Source organism: Micromonospora tarensis (genome assembly GCF_016803395.1).
GTDB classification, from domain to species: domain Bacteria; phylum Actinomycetota; class Actinomycetes; order Mycobacteriales; family Micromonosporaceae; genus Micromonospora; species Micromonospora tarensis.
Window position 1 is genome coordinate 1 of record NZ_JAEVHL010000436.1, and the last position, 2585, is coordinate 2585.

2 protein-coding genes and 2 pseudogenes are annotated in these 2585 nt (G+C 73.8%); all 4 read left to right on the plus strand.

What is annotated here, in order from left to right:
• Positions 1–17 precede the first annotated feature (17 nt).
• Positions 18–520 (plus strand): annotated as a pseudogene (locus JM949_RS35170) (CinA family protein); the annotation flags it as partial.
• A 314-nt stretch (positions 521–834) separates the two neighbouring features.
• Positions 835–1269 (plus strand): helix-turn-helix domain-containing protein, encoded by a 435-nt coding sequence (locus JM949_RS35175; RefSeq protein ID WP_203152369.1) that lies wholly within the window; start codon positions 835–837, stop codon positions 1267–1269.
• A gap of 194 nt (positions 1270–1463) precedes the next feature.
• On the plus strand, positions 1464–2336 hold the full coding sequence (locus tag JM949_RS35180) for a PspA/IM30 family protein (protein ID WP_203152370.1): 873 nt from the start codon (positions 1464–1466) through the stop codon (positions 2334–2336).
• Between the two features lie 23 nt (positions 2337–2359).
• A pseudogene (locus JM949_RS35185) lies at positions 2360–2585 on the plus strand (phage shock envelope stress response protein PspM); the annotation flags it as partial.

Consider the following 2585-nt stretch of genomic DNA (forward strand, 5'->3'; position numbering starts at 1 on the left):
CGGCGGGATCTGGGGAGTTGGCTGAGGGTGGGGCGGACGACAACGCCACCACGGGCAGCGCGGCGGCGGGAGTGGTGCACCGGCTGGTTCAGCGGCACGAGACCCTGGCCACTGTCGAATCGCTCACCGGCGGCTCACTGGCCGCGGCGATCGTGGACATCGCCGGGGTCAGCGCCGTCTACCGGGGCGGCCTGGTGGTCTACGCCACCGAACTGAAGGCGACCCTGGCGGGCGTACCCGCGGATCTGCTGGCCGAGCGCGGGCCGGTGGACCCGGAGGTCGCGACGGCGCTCGCCGAGGGCGGCCGCCAGCGGTGTGCCGCGGACTGGGGACTGGCCGCCACCGGCGTCGCCGCCCGGAGCCGCAGGACGACAAGCCCGTCGGCCTGGTCTACGTCGCGGTCGCCGGGCCGAACGGGAGCACGGTCCGCCAGCTCGACCTGGGCGGCGGTCGAGACCATGTCCGCGCGTCGGCGGTGATCGAGGCGCTGCGGCTGCTCGCCGAGCGGCTGCACGCCACCGACCACGCGGAAGCCGACTCGACGGAGGCCGACGCCGTGTTCGCCGACGCGGTGGACGCCGAGGCCACCCCCACCGACACCGACGTGCCGGAGAGCGGTTCAGCGCGCGCGGCCGGGGCCGCCCGGGGCGGAGCGGGACCGTCCGGCGGCAGCCGCCGTTGACCCGGCCCCAGCGAACCGACGGGCGGGGCGGGATGTCGCGCGGGCCCGCAACGGGTACGGTTGCGGGAAGGCTCCGACGTTCGGGGTCGGCGCGGCCCGCCGCGACCGGCTGTCCGACGCCGGGCGCGAGGTATCCCTCAGGGGGAGGTGCGATGATCCTGCTACGCCGGGTGATCGGTGACGCACTGCGCGCGCGCCGGCAGGGGCAGCAGCGCACGCTGCGTGAGGTGTCCACCGCCGCCAACGTCAGCCTCGGCTACCTCTCCGAGATCGAGCGGGGGCACAAGGAGCCGTCCAGCGAGCTGCTCGCCGCGATCTGCGACGCCCTCGGCGCCCGCCTGTCCGAGTTGCTGCGCGAGGTGAGCGACACCGTGGCGCTCGCCGAGCAGATGCCCGGCGTGCTCGTCTCGATGCCGGACGAGCCGGCCGAAGCCGGGGCCAAGAGCACCAGCCGGGGCGTTCGCCAGGTCACCTCCGATGGCAAGGTCGCCGTCTCGGTCCGGCAGGACTCGCCGCTCAAGGCCACCCTGCGCAGCACCCGGGTCCGCCCCACCGAGCGTGACCGGGACGTGGTCTGCGCCGCCTGAGCCGCCGATCCGGTTGACCATGGGCGGTCTGGCCCCGGCCGCGTAGGGTTGCTCGCAGGAGCCGTCGGTGCTGTCGACCACCGGTACGGATGCCTTGCTGGCGTTCGGCTGGGACGATGGAGACCGGCCGGTCATGGTCGGCGGTCCAACCGCCCGGCTGTGGTGGAGCGAGCGACTGAGGGGATACCGCGGAGATGGCGAACCCGTTCGTCAAGGGTTGGAACTACCTGATGGCGCTCTTCGGTGCGAAGATCGACGAGCACGCCGACCCCAAGGTGCAGATCCAGCAGGCCATCGAGGACGCCCAGCGGCAGCACCAGGCGCTGGTTCAGCAGGCTGCCGCGGTGATCGGCAACCAGCGTCAGCTGGAGATGAAGCTGTCCCGGCAGATGACCGAGGTCGAGCGGTTGCAGGGCAACGCCCGGCAGGCCCTGGTGCTGTCCGACCAGGCCCGAGCCAAGGGCGACGAGGCCGAGGCGGTGCGGTTCGAGCAGTCCGCGCAGACCCTGGCCAGCCAGCTGGTCTCCGCCGAGCAGGCCACCGAGGACCTGAAGACCCTGCATGACCAGGCGTTGGGTGCCGCCGCCCAGGCCCGCCGTGCGGTCGAGAACAACTCGATGATCCTCCAGCAGAAGCTCGCCGAGCGCACCAAGCTGCTCAGCCAGCTGGAGCAGGCCAAGATGCAGGAGACGGTGGCCCGCTCGCTGGAGTCGATGTCCTCGCTGACCGCGCCGGGCACCACCCCGTCCCTGGACGAGGTGCGCGACCGCATCGAGCGCCGGTACGCCAACGCGATGGGTCGCGCCGAACTCGCCGGCAACTCCGTCGAGGGACGTATGTTGGAGATTCAGAAGGCCACCATCGACTCGGCCGGCTCCGCCCGGCTGGAGCAGATCCGGTCCAGCATGGCGGGGGAGCAGCTCGGCGGCGCGGCGCAGCGACCGGCCGTGCCGCAGGCCGAGCAGTCCGGCCCGGCCAACGACCCGACGGCCGCCGCCCGGCTGGACGAGCTGCGCGCCAGCATGGCCCGTGAGCGGGGCACCGGCGACCCGACCGCCGCCGGCTGAACGACCGGACCGAGGAGGTCAGGGTGGCAGACGAGCGGACGCGCTATTTCCGCAGGCTGGCTCGGCTTCGCCGGTCCGCCCGCCGGTGGAGTGTGCTGGCCGGTGGGCTCGGCGGGGCGGCGTCGGTGCTGACGCCGTACGCCGGACTCGGTCTGCCGACGCGGGCTGGGCCGGCGCCGCGGGCAGTGCGGTGGCGCTCGCCGCCTGGCGCTGGATTGACGTGCGCGCCCTGGCCGCCCAGCCGGCACC

Coding starts and splice junctions, on each gene's coding strand:
- JM949_RS35175 (WP_203152369.1), top strand. CDS start 835: ATGATCCTGCTACGCCGGGTGATCGGTGACGCACTGCGCGCGCGCCGG.
- JM949_RS35180 (WP_203152370.1), top strand. CDS start 1,464: ATGGCGAACCCGTTCGTCAAGGGTTGGAACTACCTGATGGCGCTCTTC.